The sequence below is a fragment of the Pedococcus sp. P2_E2 genome (assembly GCF_056403955.1).
Genome location: NZ_JBFUEM010000004.1, coordinates 243,983 through 264,615, shown reverse-complemented (window position 1 = coordinate 264,615; position 20,633 = coordinate 243,983). Strand labels below are relative to the sequence as shown.

The window sequence follows — 20,633 nt, the reverse complement described above, 5'->3', positions numbered from 1 at the left end:
AACCGGCGATGCTGGACTCGTCAACCAGCGAGCGGCCCCCCAGCCGCCGACTGGCACCCCTCCCACCGACCCGAGGAGACCCGGGTGGAATCCGCTCCGACAACGCCCGTCGACAGCGTCCTCGACGTGCCCATCGCCATCGTCGGAGCCGGGCCGGCCGGGTTGATGCTCGCGCACCGGCTGGGCAGGGCAGGCATCGACTGCGTGAACATCGACCTCCGCACCAGGGCAGAGATCGAAGGCACGCACCGCGCCGGGATCCTCGAGGCCGGCGCCGCTCGCGACCTCGTCGATACGGGCGTCTCGGACCGGATCCTGCGAGACGGGCACGAGCACGACGGGACCGAGCTGCGGTTCGCCGGTCGGGCCCACCGCATCGACTTCCGGGAGCTCGTCGGCGGGTCGGTCTGGCTCTATCCCCAGACGGACGTCTTCATCGACCTCGCCAACGCCCGGGACCGGGACGGTGGCACGGTCCACTACGGCGTGACCGACCCGGAGGTCAGCGGGATCGACGGCGACCGACCGACGCTGCGCTTCACGAGTGCGGACGGTGGGCGCCACGAGGTGCGCGCCAGGGTGGTCGTCGGTGCCGACGGCTCACGGTCGATGTGTCGTTCGCTCATCCCCGAGGCCAGCCGCACCCAGTACTTCCGTGAGTACCCGTTCGCGTGGTTCGGGATCCTCGCCGCAGCGCCGAAGAGCGCACCCGAGCTCGTCTACGCCCACTCCGAGCACGGCTTCGCGCTGATCAGCCAACGCACCGACCTCGTGCAGCGCATGTACTTCCAATGCGACCCCGAGGAGGACACCGAGGCGTGGAGCGACGAGCGGATCTGGGAGACCCTGCAGTCGCGCGTTGCTGGCGCCGACGGCTTCTCGCTCGTCGAGGGCCCGGTCATCGAGAAGACCGTGCTGCGCTTCAGATCCTTTGTGCAGCAACCCATGCGCTGGGGGTCGATGGTGCTGGCGGGCGATGCGGCGCACACAGTTCCGCCTACGGGAGCCCGGGGCCTCAACCTTGCCCTCCACGACGTGAAGGTGCTGGCCGAGGTGATCCCGCGTGCGCTCGGCAGCGCAGGACTCGACGCGCTCGACGACTACGAGCCGCGGGCGCTCAACCGGGTCTGGAGGGCACAGAACTTCTCGTACTGGATGACGCAGATGCTGCACACGGCGCCTGGTGCCAGCGCCTTCGACCTCCGCCGACAGCTGGGTGAGCTGGACAACGTCGTCTCCACCCGCGCCGGTCGGACCTACCTGGCCGAGCAGTACGCGGGGTGGCCCAATGACTCCTCACGGCAATGACTCGTCAGGGCAGTGACTCCTGACGTCAGTCGACGGGATCAACCGGCAGGGGCAAGGGCATGACGCCTGACGATCTCGTACGTCTCAGGGGCGGCGAGCCGGACCAGTGCGGCCAGCGCCTCCGTCGGATGCTCCGACGCGGTCGGCACCGCCCCGGTGAAGGTCGTGACGATCTCCGCACCGGGCGGCATCGGGCCGACCACGGTGACGCCAGGTGCGGCAGCGAGCTCACTGCGTTGCTGGAAGCCGAGATCGGCCGCGCCGTCGGCGAGCAGCCGGGCAACCGGCATACCCGGAGGTGCCTGGACCCACCTGTCCGCGAGCCGCTCGGTGAGGCCCCACGTGTCCACCAGGCCCACCAGCGCGGAGCCACTGGGCCCGGTGGAGTAGCCGATTCGCCGTGAGGCAAGAAGGGCGGCAACCAACGACTCGACGCTGCTGACGTCCGGCACGGGAGCGCCCTCCGGGACGCCGACCACGACGTCGGAGACGAACAACGGCACGATCGTGTGGCGGTCGACGAGGCCGTCGCGAGCGAGCGCCTCGATCGCGTCGCCCCCCAGCACCGCGACGTCGGCCCGCTCGCCTTCCCGGAGGCGTCGCGCCACCTCGACGCCTCCGGCCGACTGCACGACGAGCTGGCTCAACCCGAGGTCGCCCTCAGCCGTCAACGCGGCGAGGACGTCGCGGGTAGCCATCGACGAAAGCCCTCGCAGGGTCAGCACGAGGACCACGCTAGGTGCACCTCCCGGCCCGCCACAGAGGCCTTCCGTCAGACGGAAGGCTGCCTCTCCGGAGCATTCTCGGGTGCGAGGCTGGACTCGTGATCATCGACTGCCACGGGCACTACACGACGGCGCCGGCGCCGCTCGAGGCCTGGCGCAACGCGCAGGTCTCCGCGATCGGCCACCCCGACAACGCGCCGGACCCGGCGGCACTGCGGATCACCGACGACGAGATCCGCGCCAGCATCGAGGCCAACCAGCTGCGGCTCATGGACGAGCGCGGCATCGACGTGACGATCTTCTCGCCGCGCGCGAGCTTCATGGCGCACCACATCGGCGACTTCGACGTCTCCTCGACCTGGGCGCGGATCTGCAACGACCTCTGCCACCGGGTCAGCACGCTCTATCCGGAGCGGTTCGTGATGGGGGCGATGCTGCCCCAGTCGCCCGGGGTCGACCCGGCGACGTCGGTGCCCGAGCTGCGTCGTGCGGTCGAGGAGCTCGGCGCCGTCACGGTCAACCTCAACCCCGACCCGTCCGGTGGTCACTGGGACAGCCCACCGCTGACCGACCGGTCCTGGTACCCGATCTACGAGGCGCTGGTCGAGCTGGACGTCCCGGCCATGGTGCACGTCAGCACCTCCTGCAACCCGGGGTTCCACACGACGGGAGCGCACTACCTGAATGCCGACACCACGGCGTTCATGCAGCTCCTCCAGGGCGACCTGTTCGCCGACTTCCCCACCCTGCGACTGGTCATCCCGCACGGCGGTGGCGCGGTCCCCTACCACTGGGGCCGGTTCCGGGGCCTGGCCATGGCGCTGAAGCGGCCTGACCCGGAAACGTTGCTGGCCAACGTCTTCTTCGACACCTGCGTGTACCACCAGCCCGGCATCGACCTGCTGACGAACGTCATCCCCACCAGCGCCATCCTGTTCGCGAGCGAGATGATCGGGGCCGTCCGCGACATCGATCCCCGGACCGGCGCCTACTTCGACGACACCAGGCGATACGTCGACGCGACACCGCACCTCACCGATGCCCAACGCGAGGACGTGTATGCCGCGAACGCGCGACGTGTCTACCCGCGCCTGGACGCGCGGCTGCGTGAGCAGGGACGCTGACATGAGCACAGAGGAGGAGACCCCATGAGCGGGACCGAGCTCGGTGTCGTGCACACCAGGATCGAGCGGGCCGACGCGGACGCGGTGCGGGCCCTGTCGGCCTACGGTGTCGCGACCGTCCACGAGGCCATGGGCCGGGTCGGCCTGATGCGGCCCTACCTCCGGCCCGTCTACCGCGGCGCGAAACTCTGTGGCCCTGCCGTGACAGTGCTCCTGCAACCCGGCGACAACTGGATGCTCCACGTCGCGGCTGAGCAGGTCCAGGAGGGAGACGTCCTGGTTGCGGGCTGCACGACCGAGAGCGAGGACGGCTTCTTCGGCGAGCTGCTCGCCACCTCGCTGCGTAGTCGTGGGTGCGCCGGGCTGGTCATCGACGGTGGCGTCCGGGACGTTGAGGACCTCGAGAAGATGGACTTCCCCGTGTTCAGTCGGGCCATCAACGCCAAGGGCACAATCAAGGCCACCCTGGGCTCGGTCAACATCCCGGTCGTGTGCGCCAACGCCCTCGTCAACCCCGGCGACGTCGTCGTGGCCGACGTCGACGGGGTGGTCGTCGTGCCCGCCGCGAAGGCCTCCGAGGTGGCAGCGGAGGCGGGCCGGCGCGAGGCCAACGAAGAGGGCAAGCGGGCCAAGTTCCGCAGCGGGACACTGGGGTTGGATCTCTACGACATGCGCGAGCCGCTCGCCCGTCTCGGCCTGCGGTACGAGGACTGACGCCCCGATGAGCGAGACGACGACGAAGACGCCCGGCTGGCTCGACTGGTACGCCGAGCCGACGAAGCCCCATTTCGTCGTGCCCCCCGGCGCGGTCGACGCACACTGCCATGTGTTCGGTCCCGGCGCGGAGTTTCCCTTTGCGCCCGAACGCAAGTACACGCCCTGCGACGCCTCCAAGGACCAGCTCTTCGCCCTGCGCGACCACCTCGGCTTCAGCCGCAACGTCATCGTCCAGGCGACCTGCCACGGTGCCGACAACCGGGCCATGGTCGACGCCCTCCGGGCGGCCGACGGTCGGGCGCGCGGGGTGGCCACGGTCCGGCCCGGCATCTCCGAGACCGAGCTCGCCGACCTGCACCAGGCGGGCGTGCGCGGCGTGCGGTTCAACTACGTCAAGCGGCTGGTCGACACCCCCTCCCCCGAGGACCTGCGTGACGTCGTCTCCCGGATCACGCCCTTTGGCTGGCACGTCGTCATCTACTTCGAGGCACCCGACCTGCCCGAGCTGCGCGACTTCTTCACCTCGATCCCCCTGCCCCTCGTCGTCGACCACATGGGCCGGCCCGACGTGGCGGCGTCGCCGGACGGACCGGGCTTCACCGGTTTCCTGGAGTTCATGCGGGACAAGCCCGACGTGTGGTGCAAGGTGACCTGCCCCGAACGCCTGTCGCGGACCGGGCCACCCGCCCTCGATGGCGAGCACGCGGCATACCGGGACGTCGTGCCGTTTGCTCGCCGCGTCGTCGAGGAGTTTCCCGACCGGGTGCTGTGGGGCACCGACTGGCCGCACCCGAACCTCACCGACCACATGCCCGACGACGGCCTGCTCGTCGACGGCATCCCCCACATCGCACCGACTCCCGAACTCCAGCGGGCGCTGCTCGTCGACAACCCGATGCGCCTCTACTGGCCCGAGGAAGGATCAACCCCATGACCATGGACAAGCCATATCTCGACGTGCCCGGCACGACGATCTTCGACGCCGACCAGTCGGCCAAGGGCTACCACCTGAACCAGTTCTGCATGTCCCTCATGTCGCCGGAGAACCGCAGCCGCTTCATCGCCGACCAGGGCGCCTACCTCGACGAGTGGGAGCTGTCGCCCGAGCAGAAGCAGGCGGTGCTCGACCTCGACCTCAACGAGTGCATCCGGCTCGGCGGCAACATCTACTTCCTGTCCAAGATCGGCGCGACGTTCGGCCTGTCCTTCCAGCAGATGGCCGGGTCCATGACGGGCATGACCGAGGCCGAGTACCGCGACATGATGCTCGCCGGTGGTCGTTCGATCGAGGGCAACCGGATCCGCGACGCGCTTGCCGCGCGGATCGTCGAGGAGGGGTATGCCGCGCCGTCCACCGCCGCCGACGGCCACCCCACCATCACGGCCAGCGTCTACACCTCGCACGTACCGGCGATCGGTGCGGCGATGGACCTCGGGAAGACCGAGGAGCCTTACTGGAAGGCGGTTTTCGACGGTTACGAGTGGTCCCGTCAGTGGATGGCCGACAACACCCCCGACGTCGTGATCCTCGTCTACAACGACCACGCGACGGCCTTCGACCTGCACCTCATCCCGACCTTCGTCATCGGGACCGGTCCGCACTTCCCGGTCGCCGACGAGGGGTACGGGCCGCGACCGGTCCCGCCGGTGGAGGGCGACCCCGACTTCGCGGCGCACCTCGCCCAGTCGCTCATCCTCGACGACTTCGACCTGACCCTCGTCAACGAGATGGCAGTGGACCACGGCCTGACCGTGCCGCTGTCGCTCATGTTCGGAGAGCGCGCGCCGGATGAGCCGTGGCCGTGCAAGGTGATCCCCCTGGCCGTGAACGTCGTGCAGTACCCCGTCCCGCACGGCGCCCGGTGCTACGCCCTGGGTCGCGCCCTGCGCCGTGCCGTCGAGTCCTACGACCGGCCGCTGCGCGTCCAGGTCTGGGGCACTGGGGGGATGAGCCACCAGCTGCAGGGACCGCGAGCCGGACTGATCAACCGGGAGTGGGACAACGCGTTCCTCGACCGGCTCATCTCGGACCCGGCGGGGCAGTCGGAGGTGGGCCACCTCAACTACGTCGAGGAGGCCGGGTCCGAGGGCATCGAGCTCGTCATGTGGCTGATCGCCCGCGGCGCGATGGCCGACGTCGCCGATGACGGTGGTCCCGGCGCCGGGAGCACCGAGGTCCTCCACCGCTTCTACCATGTGCCGGCCTCCAACACCGCGGTCGGCCACCTGGTCCTCGCAAACCACCCGGCCAGCGACCCGGCCAGCGACCCGGCCACCCCGACCCAGGAGTGACATGACCAACCAGCCGATCCGAGTGGCCCTCGCCGGAGGCGGCGCCTTCGGCGCCAAGCACGTCAACGGACTCAAGCGCATCCCCGACGTGGACGTGGCGGCCGTCGTCAGCAGCTCCCTGGAGTCGGGAGAGGCGTTCGCGGCCGAGCACGGCATCGGACGCGCGGTGGCCACGCTCGACGACATCCTCGCGATGGACGACGTCGACGCCGTCATCCTCGCCACCCCGACCCCGATGCACGCCGACCAGACCCAGGCCGTCCTGCGGGCCGGCAAGCACGTCCAGGTCGAGATCCCGCTCGCCGACTCGCTGGCTGGGGCGGAAGCGTGTGCCGACCTCCAGGAGAAGACCGGGGTGGTCGCGATGGTGGGCCACACCCGCCGGTTCAACCCCAGTCACCAGTGGGTGCACCAGCGGGTCGTGGACGGCAGCTTCCACGTGCAGCAGATGGACGTGCAGACCTATTTCCTGCGCCGCCGGAACCTCAACGCGCTGGGTCAGCCGCGGTCGTGGACCGACCACCTCCTGTGGCACCACGCCGCCCACACCGTGGACCTCTTCGCCTACCAGACCGGCTCGCCCATCGTGCAGGCCAACGCGATCCAGGGCCCGATCCACCCCGAGCTCGGCATCGCGATGGACCTGTCCATCCAGCTGCGCGCCGAGAGCGGCGCGATCTGCACCCTGTCCTTGTCGTTCAACAACGACGGCCCGTTCGGCACCTTCTTCCGCTACATCGGCGACACCGGCACCTACCTGGCGAGGTACGACGACCTCAGCACGGGCAAGGACGAGCCGATCGACGTGAGCAAGGTGGCCGTGTCCATGGACGGCATCGAGCTGCAGGACCGCGAGTTCGTGTCAGCCATCCGCGAAGGAAGGCAACCCAACTCCTCCATCGCCGACGTCCTCGACTGCTACCGAACCCTCGACGCCTTGGAGCGGCAGCTGTAACTCCACCCGCAGGTGGCGACGACGGGGGTGCGAGGGGTCAGTACCAAGAGGGACCCTGGGGCGTGTACTCCTTCTCCATGGTTTGAGCCTCTTCATCGGTCAACTCGACATCCAAAGCGGCAACCGCCTCCGGCAGATGGTGATCCTTCGTGGCACCGACGATCGGGGCAGACACCAGCGGGTTGCGCAACACCCACGCCAAGGCCACCTGCGCCATCGTCAAACCACGCGCGTTCGCGACCGCCTCGACCGCGGTGACGACCGGTTCGTCGAAGGGAGAGTCGAAGGCCTGGACGAGGTGATCGACATCGGATCGGTGCGACTGCTGTCCCCACGGGCGGGCAAGCCGCCCCTTGCCTTGTGGCGAATAGGGCACGCAGCCCACACCCATGTCGGCGCACATGGCCATCAGCTCTGATTCGTCCTGGCGGCGAAGCAGGTTGTACTGGTTCTGCATGGACACGAATCGGGTCCATTCCCCCAGGTCTGCGGCGTGCTGCAGCTTGGCGAACTGCCAGGCGAACATGGACGAGGCGCCGACGTAGCGGACCTTGCCCGCCTTGACGACGTCGTGCAGGGCCTCCATCGTCTCCTCGACCGGCGTGTCGGGGTCGTAGCGGTGGATCTGGTACAGATCTACGTAGTCGGTGCCAAGACGGCCCAGCGACGCGTCGAGCTGCTCGAGGATGGCCTTGCGTGACAGACCTCGACCACCAGGCCCATCGTGCATCTTTCCGTAGACCTTTGTCGCGAGGACGATGTCTTCGCGTCGGGAGTAGCGACCGATGGCTCTGCCGACCACCTCCTCGGAGGTGCCGTGCTGGTAGACGTTCGCGGTGTCCCAGAACGTGATGCCCAGCTCGACGGCCTGCCGGAAGAATGGTTGTGCAGCATCGTCGTCCAGTGCCCAACGGTGCGCTGCTTCGGCCGTGGGGTCGCCGTAGCTCATGCAACCGAGCGCGAGCCGGCTGATGCGCAGCCCTGTGCTGCCAAGACGGGTGTACTCCATGGTCGTCTCCTTCGTGCGTGGCAGGTCGACGAGAGCAGGCGATGCGACGGTCGGCCGGCGGGTCCTGATCGATCCTCCTCCGCAGGTCGTACCTCGGCCTGGTCAGACGTGGCGCCCCGCTGACCCAGGGTCCAGCTGGGACGACAGCGCCGCGGCGAACCGGGCGAGCGTGCGCTCCGTCCCGGCAACGCGCGGCGACTCGTTGAGGTGACCGTGCAGGACGCCCGGCTCCGTGGAGACATCGCACTGCACACCGGCCTCGGCGAGCATTCGCGCGAAGTCCTCACCCGACACGCGTAGATCGTCGTACTCCGAGTTCACCATGGTCACCGGCGGCAACCCGGCGGGGTCGCCTGCCGCTGGCATGGCGTACGGGCTCACGGACGCGATGTCACCGCCGGCGTAGTCCCGGGTGATCCGCTCGACGTCTGCCGGACGGAAGCGCAACAGTTCCGGCACGTCGGACATGGCACCTTCGTGGGCGACGGGCTGCGGCGGGAGAACGGCGTGCAGACAGGGGTAGGCGAGCAGGAGTCGGCACGGTCGCACCTCGTCACCGTCGTCACGGAGCCTCATGGCTGCACCCGTGGCCAGGTTCGCGCCGGCACTGGCACCCCCGATCGCCACCCGCCGCGCGTCGAGACCGAGGGCGTCGGCGTGCACCACGACCCAGCGCCAGGCAGCCAGGACGTCGTCGAGCGGCACCGGGAAGGCGTTGGCGCCAGTGGCCGGGTCGACCAGCCGGTAGTCGACGCTGACCACCACTGCACCGGCCCGGACGACCAGCTCACGGGCCACGGCATCGGCCTCGGGCATCTCGAGGTCTCCGGCGACGAAGCCGCCACCGTGCAGCCACACCAGGCCGGCACGAGGCGTTCCGGGCGCGACACCACCGGATGAGTACACGCGCATCGGAACCGGACCATGCGGTCCAGGCGCCTCGACCGCCTCAGATTCCACCGCCGGTGGGACGTAGTCGGTCCGGCCCTGCGCCATGAACTGCTCGAAGCGCCCCCTCGACGCGGGATCACCGAAGGCCTCAGGCCAGGAAGCGATGCCGTCGATGAGGTGGAACCTGCGGGTGTAGTGGGGGTCGATCGGCATGAGAGTCCTCAGGGTCAGCCGGCGTGGGACAGCAGGAAGTCAGTCGTCCGGTCGACCAGCGCCTCGACCTCGTGGGCCCGGAGGGTCGGGAACATGTGCCCCTGCCCGGGCACGGTGACGAGGTCGGCGGTCCCGCCAGCGGCCAGGAGCGCCTCGGCCAGCCGGGCGCTCTGCCGTGGTGGCACAGCCAGATCCGCGTCACCGTGGACCAGGAGGAAGGGCGGTGCGCCAGGGCGGACGTGACTGACGGGGCTCGCCTCCCGAGCCAGCTCGGGGACGTCGGCCGGCGGTCCGCCGAGGAGCATCGCCTCACGCGAGCCCGGGCCGCGGTCGGCGTCGCCCCCCACCTCCGCCTGGTCGTCGGGCATCGCCAGCAGGTCGGTGACCGGGTACCAGAGCGCGACGGAGCTGACGGGCGGTGCAGCCTGCCCACGCAGAGCGTGCAAGGCGGCCAGGTGACCGCCGGCGCTGACCCCGAACGCCGCCATGGGCAGGTCACCGAGGCCGAGCCCGTCCCGGTTGGCGACGACGTAGTCCCAGGCTGCCGCGACGTCCGTGGGCTGGGCCGGGAACTGCGCCTCGCCGCTGAGCCGGTAGTCGGCACTGACGATCGCGACGCCGCTGCCGGCCATGCGCTCGAAGAGCCGGCCCGACGTGGGCGACAGTGGCCCGGGGCCGGCCCGTCGCGATCCCACCCGCCAGCCGCCTCCGTGCAGGTAGAGACAGATCAGCCGCGGCGACCGCGGCGCGTAGACGTCGAGCGCCAGCGGTCGGAAGCCGGGCAGGCCGGCATACACGACGTCCCGGCGGATCTGGACCTCGGTCACGAGACGGCCGCCACCTCCGGCGAGCGCTTGTGGAACCGTCCGCCCTGCACGATGCACACGAGGTTGTCGGCGTCCTCGAGGATCGTCACGTCGACGGTCGGGTCGCCGTTCACGACGAGCAGGTCGGCGAGGTAGCCCTGCTTGAGCAGCCCGAGCTCGTCACCCATGCCCATCAGCTGACCGCCGTACTGGGTGGCCGCGACGAGGGCCTCGGCGGGTGAGTAGCCCAGCTCGGTGACGAACAGCCCGAGGTCGCGGGCGTTGCGCCCGATCGGGTTGTTGGGGAAGCCGTAGTCGCCACCGATGAGGGCCCGGATGCCGCGCTTGCGGATCGCGGGGTAGATCGCCTGCATCCCCGCGAGCGCGTCGACGGAGCCCATCTGCTGGGCAACCTCGGTGGTGATCCCGAACTCGGCCCCCTCGTGGACGTTGGCGTAGATGATGCCGGGCGCAGGGCTGACGAACAGGAAGTCCTTGTTGGCCTCGAGCAGGTCCAGGCCCTCCTCATCGGCGTACGTGCAGTGGTAGATCGAGCGGAAGCCTGCGCGGACAGCGAGCTTGACCGACTCGGGTGACTGGCAGTGGCCGTTGAGCCACACGCCGACCTCACGGGCGGCTTCGCCGGCGGCGTTGAGCTCGTCGGCGTCGTACTGCGTCATGTGGCTGCCGCCGGGGACGAAGACGTCGTCGTTGCTCACGAGGAACTTCACGCTGTCGAAGCCCATCGCCGCCTGCTCGCGCACCCACCGCGCGCAGGCGTCGGGACCGGTCCAGTCGGGCTCGACGTGGCCGTCGGGGCGTTGCGGGTGGTTGTCGCGCTCCGCTGCCGCCGCCAGCATCCGCGGCCCCGGGATCACCCCGCCGCGGATCTTGTCGCGGACGACCGGCTCGACCGGCATCGGGAGGAGCGACCCGGCGGAGTATGCAGAGGTGAAGCCCGCGTCGAGCACGATCTTCGCGTTGCGCTCGGTGCGGGCCAGCTCGGACTCGAAGCCCTCGATGTGGTGGAAGAACGACACGTCGAGCGGCGGGTTGAACGACGGGTCGATGTGCCCGACCGCGGAGGGGAAGGTGAGGTGGGCGTGGCTCTCGATCATGCCGGGCATGACCGTCCGGCCCGCCACGTCCACGACCTCGGCGCCGTCGTGGTGATCCGGGTGGTGGCCCTGTCGGACATCGACGATCCGGTCGCCCTCGACGACGACCTCCCCGGGGAAGGCCGGCACCCCGGTCCCGTCGAAGACCTGCCCGCCGGTGAAGATCGTCCGACTCATGGTGACTCCATTATCACATCGTGAAAGTTGATTTCATTCCTACCAAAGTGTGCTCAGGTCCGTCCAGCATGTCAAGACTGGCCAGCCACCGCCCGAGCATCGGTGCTGTCCAACAGACTCAGACGAAACGCTGCCGGATCTGGCCGATGCCCTCGACCGAGCTCACCAGCTCCTCGCCGGCCTGCAGGAAGCGAGGCGGGGTCCTGCGGTTCCCGACCCCGGCAGGGGTGCCAGTGAAGATGAGGTCCCCCGGCAGCAACGGGCACACCGAGGAGATCCGGGCCACGAGGTCGTCGACGGGGAAGATGAGCTCACTCGTCCGACCGCTCTGGAGGACCTCGTCGCCCAGGCGCGACTCGAAGCCGAGGTCGTCCCGGTCGGGCAGCGCATCGGGGGTCACGGCCCATGGGCCGGTGGGACCGAACCCCGGGTGGGACTTGGCGAGCGAGAACTGCGGAGGCGTCCCACGGAGCTGCTGGAGGCGCTCCGACAGGTCCTGTCCCACGGTCACCCCGGCGACGGCGGCCCAGCCCTGCGCGCGGGGAATCCGGTACCCGCCCGACCCGATGACGACCACGACCTCGATCTCCCAGTCGACGTTGCCGGGCGGCAGCGCCACCTCGACGTCGGACCCCGTGATGCAGGTCGGGAACTTCGTGAACAGCAACGGCTCCTCAGGCGGCTGGTAGCCGGCCTCGGCCGCATGCGGCCGGTAGTTCAATGCCACCGCGAAGACCTGACGAGGCATCGGGACGGGCGCCCCCAGCCGACCCACTGCCACCGGAGCGGCACCGGACCAGTCCGCGGTGGCGGCCCACCGGCATACGTCATCCCACTGGGCGAGGGCGCCGACCGCGTCGGCAGGCAGGTCCCCGCCGGAGGCGGTGGCCACGTCGAGGACCTCGACCTGCGGGTCGTCGCCGCGGACGAGGACGAAGCGCCCGTCGAGTGTCCCGAACCGCACGCTCAGTCCTCGTGGTCGGCGTAGAGGTCGGTCGTGTAGGGCTCGGTGTCGTGGCGGTCCCGCCACGCGATCACGTGGTTGCGCAGGACGCCGACGCCCTCGATCTCGGCCTCGACCTTGTCGCCGACCTGGAGGTAGRAGTCGAACGGGTTGGGCTGGATCGCCGCGACGCCGGAGATGGTGCCGGTCGTGATGATGTCGCCCGCGCTGTAACCCTGGGCCGAGTGTTGGGCGACGAGGTGCGGGATGTCGATGAGCATCTTGGACGTGTTGCCGGCCTGGCGGACCTCCCCGTTGACGCGCAGCTCCATGGCGAGGTTCTGCGGGTCGGGCAGCTCGTCCTTCGTCACGATCCACGGCCCGATCGGGCAGAACGTGTCGATCGCCTTGGAGAACGAGAACACACCCGACTGCATCTCGCGACGCTGGATGTCGCGGGCGGTGATGTCGTTGAAGACGAGGTAGCCGGCGATGTAGTCCTCTGCCTCCTCGGGCCCGAAGAACTTGCCGCTCTTGCCGATGACGATGCCGAGCTCGAGCTCGTAGTCGAGTTCCTTGGTCAGACCCTCGGGGTACACGATCGCCTCGTCCGGGCCGATGATCGCGTCCACGTTCTGGAAGAAGACGATGCCCTTGTGGACCGGGTGGCTCCAGTCGACGGCCTGGAGCTCCTCGTGGTGGTCGGAGAAGTTGCCGGCAGTGTGGAAGAACTTCTTCGGCACGATCGGCGCGCGCAACGTGACGTCGGCAAGGGCATGCGTGGCGCCCGTCTCGCCGACCTGGCCCCCGCGCTCGAAGAACTCTCGCGTCGAGGGGACGTCGAGCTCGACGACGGTGTCCCCTTCGAGCCTGCCGACCTTACCGTCATCGAACGTCACGAGCTTCATGGGGGCACTCCTCATCGAGATACGAAGACTCTCACATCGCGAAAGTCATTTTCATAAATGGTCACTCAGGTTCCGGCGCGTGTCAAGGCGGTCGAGGCGAGGTGGACGTTCAGTCGGCGGTCAGGGCGACGGCACCCCGACGCGAAAGACCCTCAGCTGCAGGGCGAGCGTCGCGTAGTAGCCGACGAGGGTCGTGAGCTCGAAGACTCCGGACTCCCCCAGCAGGGCAACGGCCTTCGCGTATGCCGCGTCGGCCAGGTCGCCGTCGGTCACCAGCGCGAGGGTGAGCTCGGCGACCGTGCGCTCATCCTCGGGAAGCACGGCGTACGAGCCGTCCTGTATCCCGCTGAGCTCGTCGTCCGTGAGCCCGACGTGCCGGCCGACCGCCTCGTGGGCGTACCACTCGTACTCGGAGCGCCAGTGGACTCCGACGACGAGGATCGCGACCTCGCGGGCGCGGTCCGACAAGGCGGTCTCGTACCGGATGGCCGACCCCACCGCCTGGAGCGTGCCGCCCACCCGGGGCTGGAGGAGGAAGGCGTTGAACGGCCCTTCGAGGCCACCGTCCTCGTCACGCAGGCGGAACAGCTGCGGTCCTTGAGCGCGCTTGCCACCAGCGATCGCGTCGTAGACGACCCGCTGGTCGTCGTCGAGGTCGGACGGGGACAGCTTGGCGACCCGGCGCGTCACGCGACGATGCCGGACGAGGCCAGCGTGGAGATGTCGGCACACGTGGCGAGCAGCGCCGGCTTGAGCTCCTCGAGCAGTCGTTCGCTGGACCAGTCCCGAGCCTGCACAGCGACATTCACCCCCGCCACGACCGCCCCTCCGGGCCCGACGATCGGTGCAGCGACCGAGCGGAGCCCGTACGCCAGCTCCTCGTTCTGGGTGGCCCACCCCTGGCTGCGGATGGCCGCGAGCTCGTCCTTGAGGGCCGCCAGGGAGAGCTTGGCGTTGGGACCGTGCTGGGTGTCGAAGGACGCGGCCGTGATCCTCGACTTGAGGTCCTTGGGGTCGAGGTTGGCCAGCAGCAGCTTGCCGATCGATGTCGTGACCGCGGGCAGTGTGGAACCCACCTGGATGTTGGCCGTCACGAGGTCACGGTTGCGCAGGCGGATCAGGTAGAGCACCTGGTCGCCCGTGAGGACCGCGAGGTTGACGGTCTCACCCGTCAGCTCCGCGAGCTGCTGGAGCTTGGGCGTCGCGAGCCCGACGAGGTCGAAGCTGCGCAGCGCTGCGGTCCCCAGCGTCAAGGCCTTCACCCCGGGCCGGTAGTCGCCTCCGGGAAGGTGGTCGAGGTAACCCTCGGAGACCAGGGTCATCACGACGCGGTACACGGTCGGCATGGGCAGACCCGCCTCGGCGGCGAGGTCGGTCACTCGCCAGGTGGGCCGCTGCTCGTCGAAGAGGCTCAGCAGGCGCAGGCCCTTGGCGAGCGCCTCGACGCGGTACTCGGGCTTGTCGGCGGCGTCGCCCTTGTCCGCCGCGGTCGTCCTCGGTGTCATGCGAACCTTCCTGTCCCAACTGCGCTGAGCGTTCCCTGTGAGCCAGCCTAGAGCCGCCTCCCCCGGACCCACGCTGGACACATCGCCACCGGTGGGTTACTTTTGGAGAAAGCGACTTTCATCATACGAGAACTGCGAGAGGCAGGCAAGGTGAGCAGCTGGCTGTCCCTGCAGGATCGACCCGCCCTCGTCGTCGGAGCGGGTGGGCTCGGAGGAGCGAGCGCGCTCGGCCTCGCCACGCAGGGCGCGCACGTGGTGGTCGTCGACCGCGACGGCGAGGCCCTCGACGCCGTGGCCCGTCAGGCCAAGGAGTCCGGCTGTGAGCTGGCGACTCTCGAGGCCGACGTGGGCACGGCCGACTCCAGCCGGGCCGCCGTCGAACAGGCCGTGCGAATGGTCGGCACCCCCCAGGTGTTCCTCCACGCCGTGGGCCGCAACACCCGCCGGCCGGTGCTCGAGCTCTCCGACGAGGACTGGCAGCAGATGGTCACCCTCAACCTGTCCACGGCGTGGTGGCTCGGCCAGGAAGTCGGGCGCCGGATGGTGTCCGCGGCATACGGTCGCATGGTGTTCGTCTCCTCGGTCTCCGGCCTGCTCGCCCACCCGAACCACGCGCCCTACGCCGCGAGCAAGGGTGGCATCAACCAGATGATGCGGGTGATGGCTCGTGAGTGGGCCACCCACAACGTGACGGTCAACGCCGTCGCGCCGGGCTACATCGAGACCGAGCTGACCCGCGCCTACCTCGACACCGACGGCCACCGCGAGGAGCTCGAGTCGCTCGTGCCCGCCGGTCGGCTGGGCCGACCCGAGGAGGTTGCCGACGCGGTGACCTTCCTCGCCTCCGACCGTGCCAGGTTCGTCACGGGACAGGTCCTCTACATCGATGGTGGCCGGGTCCTCGTCTGAGGCTCTCCCGCCACCGAACCCTCCTACCGCGAAAGGCCCTCCGTATGCCGCTCAACCCCGTCCCGATCCCCCGCCGCTTCGAGGGTCGCTCAGTCGTCGTCACCGGGGCCGGCACCGGCTTCGGAGCCGAGATCGCGGTGCGCGCCGCGCAGGAGGGTGCGCGGGTCGTCGGCATCCACTACCGCAGCTCCAGGGCCGGGGCCGAGAAGACCGCCGAGCGCGTGCGCGCCGAGGGCGCGGAGACGGTGCTGCTGCAGGCCGACATCGTGCACTGGGACCAGGTGGCGGCAATGGCGGACGCGGCCTTCGAGCAGCTCGGTGGCGTGGACGTGCTGGTCAACAACGTCGGCGACGTGGCGCGCGAGCAGATGTCCTGGCGGGACATCACCGAGGAGTCGATCGACCACGTCCTCGCCGTCGACATCAAGGGCACGATGGCCTGCATCCACGAGTTCGGCAGCAGGATGCTCGACCAGGGTCACGGCAGCATCGTCAACATCGGCTCGACGGTCATCGTCCGCGGCAGCGCCCGCGCGCCGCAGTACGCCGCGGCCAAGTACGGCCTCCTCGGCGCGACCAAGTCCTACGCCCACGCCTTCGCCCCGACCGTGCGTGTCAACATCTTCGCTCCCGGATTCATCGAGACCGAGGCCACCCTCGGCCGCGAGGACTGGAAGTCCGGGCGCGGTGAGCAGCTGCGCAAGCTGACGCCGATGGGTCGCATCCCCGGTCCGGCCGACTACGCCGGCGCCGCCCTCTTCCTCGCCACCGACGACGCGGACCACATCACGGGTGGCTACCTCGTCGCGGACGGCGGCTACAACATGGTTGGCGCCTGAGGGCTTCGACCTTCCCCACGATCTGCCGTCACCCTCGGCCAGGAGCTGACATGACCCATCCCCACGACGTCCCGCTGGCCGAGGCGCGGTCGATCGTGCGACGCGCCGTGGACAAGGCCGAACAGCTCGGGCTGCGCGGCGGCGTCGCCGTCGTCGGGGCCAGTGGTGCCCTGGTGACCGCGTCGAGACTCGACCACGGCGGCCTCGGCGGCATGGCGCGCGCCACCTCGAAGGCCTGGATCTCCGCCACCCAGCAGATCCCGAGCACCGAGCACCTGCACCGGATGACGACCCTGCCGGCCCCGATCTCGAGTGGCTTCGTCGGCATATCGCCGCAGGCGATGTTTCCCGGCGCCGGCGGGATGCCCTTGCGCAACGAGGACGGTCAGGTGGTCGGCGGCATCGCGGCCTCAGGGGCGACGGTGAGCCCGTTCCTCCCCGCCGACGTCGCCCCCGAGGTGGTCAGCGCCGACGGCGCCCCGGCCAACCCCGAGGACCTGCTCATCGCCTACGCCCTGGGCGTCCCCTACGTCGGTCAGCACGGTGACGACGCCGCTCGGTGGACTGCTCGCTTCGGTGACCTGACCATCGCCCCCGAGGACAGCCTCGGCACTGCGCCCGCCCCCGGGGCCACACGGCAGGTGCAGCTGGACTGGGCCATCGCCCTGGTGGACCGTGCCATCGCAGCTGCCGCCGAGCGCGGGCTGCGCGTCGCGGTCGCGGTCGTGGACGCGGGGGGCGACCCGATCCAGCAGGACCGGATGGACGACACGCCCGGGGCCGGCGTCGAGGTGGCCCTCGCGACGGCGACGACTGCGGCGCGGTACGGAGCGGCGAGCGAGGACGTGGCGCAGCAGTTCGGCTCCGCCGTCGCGCAGCTCGGACGACTCGCTCCGTCTCCCCTCCTCACGTCTCCGGGAGGCATCCCCGTCCTGGTGGAGGGCCGCATCGTCGCGGGCCTCGGCGTGGGCGGAGTGCACCCGGACCTGTGCGCCGAGCTGGCTCGCGCGGCATACGCGTCATGACCGAGCCGACCAGGGTCGCCGTGATCGGCACCGGCGCGATCGGCAGCCTGTATGCAGCGCACCTCGCCCGGGTGCCCGACGTCGAGGTGTGGGCCGTCGACCCGTGGCGCGAGCACACTGAAACCATTGCCGCACATGGACTCCGGGTCATCGGCCGCGCCGAGTTCGTCGCACCCGTGCGCGCCGTGACCGAGGGGTCACAGCTCCCACGCTGCGACTTCGGGATCGTCGCGACGAAGGCCCAACACACCCGGGAGGCGGTCGGAGGCGCGCACACCGCGCTTCAGGACGCCACCGTCGTCAGCGTGCAGAACGGCCTGGGGAACGAAGAGGTCATCGCGGAGGTGGTGCCGCTCGTGGCCCGGGGAAGCATCGTCCCGGCCGGCGCGGTCACCGCACCTGGCATCGTCCGCTTCGACGCCCAGGGCGACACCTGGATCGGGCCTTTCGAGCCGAGCCCCGCACCGATGGAGTCCATCCGGCGCCTCGCCCTCCTTCTCACCGAGGGTGGCCTCGCGACGCATGCCCTCGCGGACGCCCGGGGGCCGCAGTGGACCAAGGTGGTCTTCAACGCCGCGACGAGCCCGATCGCCGCCTTGACCCGTCTCACCATCGGTCAGGTGTGCAGCGACCCTGCTATCCGTCGTGAAGTGGATCTCCTTGTGGCAGAGGCTCTTTCAGTCTGCGACGCCGCGGGAATCGTCCTGACGAAGTCGCCCGACGAAGCCATGGCGGAGGCGATCGAGGTGGCCTTCCACCACAAGCCGTCGATGCTCCAGGACGTCCTCGCCGGCCGTGCGACCGAGGTCGACGTGCTCAACGGCGGCATCGCCGCCGAGGGCAGGCGGCGCGGGATCGCGACCCCGCGACACGACCTCATGTGCGCGCTGCTGCACGGCCTCGAAGCCTCCCGATCCTGATTTCGCGGAAGGCGTTTACAAGCGCCGCGCGACCGCCTACAGTTACCATAACCGAAATCGACTTTCACAATGCGAGAGTCGAACCGAACATCCACAGCCACGCACTCAAAGAGGAGACCGACCGTGAGCACCCCCCGTCGGCGTCACGCCCGCACCCTGTCCGTCGTCACGGTCGGCCTGACCGTCACCGCCCTGTCCGCCTGCGCCTCGGGGACGGGGTCGGGGTCGGACACCTCGTCCTCGTCGACCTCGAGCTCCTCGAGCTCGTCCAGCGGGGCCGCCTCGACCCTCCCCAAGACCCTGGTCTTCTCGCCGATCTCGCTCGCCCCGCCGGCCCTTCAGGGACTGTCGAAGGGCGTCCAGGGATACGGCGGGTCGAAGGGCTGGCAGGTCATCGTCCAGGACCCGAACTTCAACCCCAGCAAGCAGACCCAGGACCTCAGCGCCGTGATCGACTCCGGGCGAGCCGGCGCCGCCTGGGTCCTCGCCGTCGCGCCCAAGGGCTTCGGCGACATGCTGAAGAAGGCCCAGGCCAAGGGTGTGCCGATCCTGGTCAACGGCAAGCCCGAGGAGTACGGCCTCTCGGGCCCCCAGCCCGGCATCACGTTCGACTACATCGACTACACCCAGGCCGGCACCGCGCTCGGTGACCAGCTCGGCAAGTGCATCACCAGCAAGCTCGGGGGCAACGCGGACGTTCTGTTCTCCACGTCGGCCGCCGGTAGCGCGGGCAAGCAGGAGATGGAGGACGCCGCGAAGAAGGCCCTGGCGGCGGCTGCTCCCAACGCCAAGATCGTCGACGAGCAGAGCATCGTCGACCGCACCAAGGGCGTGACGACGATCGCAAGCGTCCTTCAGGGGCACCCGAACGTCAAGGCTGTCATGTCCACCGGCGACGAAGGCACCCTCGCCGCCATCACGGCGTTCAAGTCGGCGGGCAAGACCCTCGGCTGCAACGTCGACTTCGGTGGCAACGACGAGGTCCTCGCCCTCGTGAAGTCGGGTGCAGTCTTCGCCTCCGTCGCTCTGCAGTTCCAGGCCGACATGGCTCAGTCCTTCGACACGCTGGTCAAGATGCAGGCAGACCCGAAGGCGGTCGGCCAGGTGCTGGTCGTGCCGCAGAAGATCGTCACCCAGAACGGCTGAGCGAGCTCCCCATGAACGCCACCCCCACGACCCCGCGCGCGGCCGCTCCCTCCAGTGAGGGGGCGGCCGGGACGCCGGATGCCGTTGCTCCCCCGCGTCCCGCCAAGGACCCGATCGGTATCCGCGCCCTGATCTTCGTCCGCGAGCGCGGGATCTTCGTCCTCTGGGCTCTGATCATCGTGATCTTCTCGGTGTGGGCGAGTCCCTTCTTCGGGACGTTCGACAACGCCATCCTCATTGCCAACGGCGCGGCCCTCACGGCGATCTTCGCCGCCGGAGTGGCGGTCGGCATCATCTGCGGGGCCCTCGACCTCTCGATCCCCGGCGTGGCGGCGGTCGCCAGCTGCACCACGGGGTGGCTCATGACCCACGGCCAGCTCGTCATCGTCTCGATCGCCGCAGGCATCGCGGTGGGTGCGCTCGTCGGGGTCGCGAACGGCCTCATCTCACTGCGCGGGTTCAACCCCATCATCGTCACGATCGGCACGCTCTCGATCACGAGTGCCGCCGCGGCCCTCATCGCCGGCGGCTACACCTTCCCGGGCCTGACGAACTTGAACTTCATGGGCACGCAGCGCTACCTCGGCGTGCCCGCACCGGTCTGGATCGTCGCCGTGCTCTTCGTCATCGTCACGGTCTTCCTCACCCGGACCCGCGACGGCATCCGGATGATGGCGGTCGGCGGCAACGCCGAGGCGGTGCGACGCTCGGGCATCCACAGCGACCGCTACAAGGTCGCCGGCTTCGTCATCAGCTCCGTGTGCGCCGCCCTCGGAGGCCTGGTCACGACGGCGGTCGTCACCGAGGCGAGCCCCTCAGCCAGTCCGGGCATCATCTTCGACGCCCTCACCGCCGTCGCCCTGGCCGGCGTCTCCCTCGCCGGTGGGCGGGGCAGCCTGCCCCGCGTCCTCGTCGGTGCCCTCGTGCTGGCCACGATCACCAACGGCCTGACCGTCAAGGGAGTGCAGCCCTACTGGGCCACCGGCGTGACCGGTGTCCTGCTGCTCGCCTCTCTCGGCCTCGAGAAGTGGGTCTCGACGGCGGTCTCCACCCGCCTGATGACCACGGCACAGGCCTCCGTCCACACCGGCACGAGGTGAGTC

General features: G+C 69.7%; 21 protein-coding genes. 12 read left to right on the top strand and 9 right to left on the bottom strand.

The genetic code is table 11. The annotated features are described in order from the left end of the window. The first annotated feature begins 84 nt into the window (after nt 1-84). Nucleotides 85-1,308 carry a 4-hydroxybenzoate 3-monooxygenase gene (locus AC1DWR_RS11015; RefSeq protein ID WP_477624398.1) on the top strand — a complete coding sequence of 408 codons (1,224 nt, stop codon included), beginning with the start codon at nt 85-87 and terminating at the stop codon, nt 1,306-1,308. A 38-nt stretch (nt 1,309-1,346) separates the two neighbouring features. Here AC1DWR_RS11015 and AC1DWR_RS11010 read toward each other — a convergent pair whose 3' ends face one another. After that, a complete protein-coding gene (locus AC1DWR_RS11010) occupies nt 1,347-2,006 on the bottom strand; it encodes a substrate-binding domain-containing protein (protein ID WP_477624397.1) in 660 nt (219 codons plus the stop codon). A 125-nt stretch (nt 2,007-2,131) separates the two neighbouring features. On the opposite strand from AC1DWR_RS11010, the gene AC1DWR_RS11005 reads away from it, so the two are divergent. Genes AC1DWR_RS11005 through AC1DWR_RS10985 form a run of 5 tightly spaced genes read left to right on the top strand, consistent with a single transcriptional unit; the run spans nt 2,132 to nt 7,121 of the window. Continuing rightward, nucleotides 2,132-3,157: an amidohydrolase family protein gene (locus AC1DWR_RS11005; protein ID WP_477624396.1), complete on the top strand. Its 1,026-nt coding sequence runs from the start codon at nt 2,132-2,134 to the stop codon at nt 3,155-3,157. 24 nt (nt 3,158-3,181) lie between these two features. Beyond that, complete coding sequence (gene ligK / locus AC1DWR_RS11000) at nt 3,182-3,871, top strand: 4-carboxy-4-hydroxy-2-oxoadipate aldolase/oxaloacetate decarboxylase (RefSeq protein ID WP_477624395.1); 690 nt, start codon at nt 3,182-3,184, stop codon at nt 3,869-3,871. A gap of 7 nt (nt 3,872-3,878) precedes the next feature. Then, nucleotides 3,879-4,808 carry an amidohydrolase family protein gene (locus AC1DWR_RS10995; protein ID WP_477624394.1) on the top strand — a complete coding sequence of 310 codons (930 nt, stop codon included), beginning with the start codon at nt 3,879-3,881 and terminating at the stop codon, nt 4,806-4,808. Then, entirely contained in the window at nt 4,805-6,166 is a 1,362-nt protein-coding gene (gene ligA / locus AC1DWR_RS10990; protein WP_477615253.1) for a protocatechuate 4,5-dioxygenase subunit alpha, read from the top strand. The genes AC1DWR_RS10995 and ligA overlap by 4 nt, the downstream gene beginning before the upstream one ends. Nucleotide 6,167: 1 nt before the next feature. Next, nucleotides 6,168-7,121: a Gfo/Idh/MocA family oxidoreductase gene (locus AC1DWR_RS10985; RefSeq protein ID WP_477615252.1), complete on the top strand. Its 954-nt coding sequence runs from the start codon at nt 6,168-6,170 to the stop codon at nt 7,119-7,121. 37 nt (nt 7,122-7,158) lie between these two features. Here the strand turns inward: AC1DWR_RS10985 and AC1DWR_RS10980 are convergent, their stop codons facing one another. The 8 genes from AC1DWR_RS10980 to AC1DWR_RS10945 form a co-directional block, all read right to left on the bottom strand. Further along, entirely contained in the window at nt 7,159-8,130 is a 972-nt protein-coding gene (locus AC1DWR_RS10980) for an aldo/keto reductase (RefSeq protein WP_477615251.1), read from the bottom strand. 102 nt (nt 8,131-8,232) lie between these two features. Further along, complete coding sequence (locus AC1DWR_RS10975) at nt 8,233-9,234, bottom strand: alpha/beta hydrolase (RefSeq protein WP_477615250.1); 1,002 nt, start codon at nt 9,232-9,234, stop codon at nt 8,233-8,235. A 14-nt stretch (nt 9,235-9,248) separates the two neighbouring features. Then, the gene (locus AC1DWR_RS10970; RefSeq protein WP_477624393.1) at nt 9,249-10,061 is read right to left on the bottom strand and encodes an alpha/beta hydrolase fold domain-containing protein; all 813 of its coding nucleotides are present in this window, start codon (nt 10,059-10,061) and stop codon (nt 9,249-9,251) included. Beyond that, nucleotides 10,058-11,335 carry an amidohydrolase family protein gene (locus tag AC1DWR_RS10965; RefSeq protein ID WP_477615248.1) on the bottom strand — a complete coding sequence of 426 codons (1,278 nt, stop codon included), beginning with the start codon at nt 11,333-11,335 and terminating at the stop codon, nt 10,058-10,060. The genes AC1DWR_RS10970 and AC1DWR_RS10965 overlap by 4 nt, the downstream gene beginning before the upstream one ends. A gap of 118 nt (nt 11,336-11,453) precedes the next feature. Then, on the bottom strand, nt 11,454-12,299 hold the full coding sequence (locus AC1DWR_RS10960; protein ID WP_477615247.1) for a fumarylacetoacetate hydrolase family protein: 846 nt from the start codon (nt 12,297-12,299) through the stop codon (nt 11,454-11,456). Between the two features lie 2 nt (nt 12,300-12,301). Further along, entirely contained in the window at nt 12,302-13,186 is an 885-nt protein-coding gene (locus tag AC1DWR_RS10955) for a fumarylacetoacetate hydrolase family protein (RefSeq protein ID WP_477624392.1), read from the bottom strand. A 120-nt stretch (nt 13,187-13,306) separates the two neighbouring features. Further along, complete coding sequence (locus AC1DWR_RS10950; protein ID WP_477615245.1) at nt 13,307-13,876, bottom strand: carboxymuconolactone decarboxylase family protein; 570 nt, start codon at nt 13,874-13,876, stop codon at nt 13,307-13,309. Next, nucleotides 13,873-14,691: an IclR family transcriptional regulator gene (locus AC1DWR_RS10945; RefSeq protein ID WP_477615244.1), complete on the bottom strand. Its 819-nt coding sequence runs from the start codon at nt 14,689-14,691 to the stop codon at nt 13,873-13,875. The genes AC1DWR_RS10950 and AC1DWR_RS10945 overlap by 4 nt, the downstream gene beginning before the upstream one ends. Nucleotides 14,692-14,841: 150 nt before the next feature. On the opposite strand from AC1DWR_RS10945, the gene AC1DWR_RS10940 reads away from it, so the two are divergent. From AC1DWR_RS10940 to AC1DWR_RS10915, 6 genes are all read left to right on the top strand, one after another. Then, the gene (locus tag AC1DWR_RS10940; protein WP_477615243.1) at nt 14,842-15,600 is read left to right on the top strand and encodes an SDR family NAD(P)-dependent oxidoreductase; all 759 of its coding nucleotides are present in this window, start codon (nt 14,842-14,844) and stop codon (nt 15,598-15,600) included. A gap of 44 nt (nt 15,601-15,644) precedes the next feature. Then, entirely contained in the window at nt 15,645-16,439 is a 795-nt protein-coding gene (locus tag AC1DWR_RS10935) for an SDR family NAD(P)-dependent oxidoreductase (RefSeq protein WP_477615242.1), read from the top strand. A gap of 50 nt (nt 16,440-16,489) precedes the next feature. Beyond that, a complete protein-coding gene (locus tag AC1DWR_RS10930) occupies nt 16,490-17,464 on the top strand; it encodes a GlcG/HbpS family heme-binding protein (protein ID WP_477615241.1) in 975 nt (324 codons plus the stop codon). Next, a complete protein-coding gene (locus tag AC1DWR_RS10925) occupies nt 17,461-18,384 on the top strand; it encodes a ketopantoate reductase family protein (protein WP_477615240.1) in 924 nt (307 codons plus the stop codon). The genes AC1DWR_RS10930 and AC1DWR_RS10925 overlap by 4 nt, the downstream gene beginning before the upstream one ends. A gap of 123 nt (nt 18,385-18,507) precedes the next feature. After that, entirely contained in the window at nt 18,508-19,530 is a 1,023-nt protein-coding gene (locus AC1DWR_RS10920; protein WP_477615239.1) for a sugar ABC transporter substrate-binding protein, read from the top strand. Nucleotides 19,531-19,541: 11 nt separating this feature from the next. After that, nucleotides 19,542-20,630 (top strand): ABC transporter permease, encoded by a 1,089-nt coding sequence (locus AC1DWR_RS10915; protein WP_477615238.1) that lies wholly within the window; start codon nt 19,542-19,544, stop codon nt 20,628-20,630. Nucleotides 20,631-20,633 lie beyond the last annotated feature (3 nt).